Below are 532 nucleotides of genomic sequence, written 5' to 3'. Positions count from 1 at the left end.
CAAAAGATGGGACAAAAAGCCTCTTCTACTTGTCAGCTTAGTTTCGATAACTGCAACATTGATGACAGTGCACTTTTGGGTGATCTAAACAAAGGCTATCGTGTCGCCGTTGGCGAACTGGCCGGCGGCAGAATAGGCGTCGGCTCATTAGCACTTGGTATTGCTCAGGCAGCCATCGACTATGCAACGATATACACAAAAGAACGTGAGCAATTTGGCAAGGCAATCGCGAACTTTCAAGGTATCCAGTGGATGTTAGCGGACACCTACACAGAACTAGAAGCTGCACGTTTGCTCCTTATGAGCGCGGCCTACACAAAAGATTCTGGCGCGCCGTTTTCAAAACAGGCATCAATGGCCAAGCTATTTTCAACAGAAGCCGCCAACAAAGCTTGTTATACAGCACTGCAGTTGTTAGGAGGCAATGGCTATATTAAAGATTATCCTATAGAGCGTCTTACTCGTGATGCACGCGTAACAACAATCTACGAAGGTTCCAGTGAAATACAGCGCATTATTATTGCTAAACAAA

1 protein-coding gene is annotated in these 532 nt (G+C 45.7%); it reads left to right on the top strand.

Going from position 1 to position 532, the window contains the following annotated elements; all coding sequences use genetic code 11:
* The coding region (locus tag A3756_RS04960) for an acyl-CoA dehydrogenase family protein (RefSeq protein WP_255376505.1) at positions 1-532 on the top strand (532 nt) is incomplete at both ends.

This window comes from Oleiphilus sp. HI0086, assembly GCF_001635225.1.
Note: the sequence above shows the minus strand (reverse complement) of the source record. Positions and strands in the feature narration are given on the sequence as shown.